Here is a 567-nt window from a genome sequence, read left to right as displayed (position 1 = left end):
CCGCCGCAGCGGTGGGGCCCTGCTCGGCGCCGATTTGATGGTCTATGACGCGCCGGGTTCGTCGCTGAAGGTTGGCGTCGCCGGTGGCTACAGCCAGTCGCGCTTCGATCTCGATGCCCGCCTCTCGACCGGCAAGCTCGAGAGCGGCCATGCCGCGCTCTATGCCGGGGCCCGCTTCGGCCAGCTCAGGCTCGATGCCGGTGCAGCCTATAGCTGGTCGGAGAGCGACATCCGCCGCCAGGTCCAGATTCGCGGCTTCGGCGATCTCCTGCGGCTGCAGCGTCCGGGCTCGGTGACGCAGGGCTTTGCCGAGCTCGGCTATGCCTTCGCCTTCCGCGGGGTCGCGCTCGAACCCTTCGCACAGTTGGCGCTGATCCGCGTCAGCACGGACGCCGGCACCGAGCGCGGCGGGGCTGCGGCCCTGCGCGTGCTCTCCAGCGACCAGACACTCGGCTTCACCACGCTGGGCCTGCGGGCCGAGGCGCAGCTCGGGGCGATGCCGCTGTTCGCGCGCGCCATGCTCGGCTGGCGCCACGGCTTTGGCGAGCTCACCCCGCAGGCCCGCAC

The 567-nt window shown here is 71.8% G+C and carries 1 protein-coding gene; it reads left to right on the top strand.

The features are described from left to right. Nucleotides 1-567, top strand: a 567-nt coding sequence (locus AC1DS0_RS30795; RefSeq protein WP_476817998.1) for an autotransporter outer membrane beta-barrel domain-containing protein, incomplete at both ends; no start/stop codon positions are given.

Source organism: Allobosea sp. P4_H5, from assembly GCF_056400825.1.
Note: the sequence above shows the minus strand (reverse complement) of the source record. Positions and strands in the feature narration are given on the sequence as shown.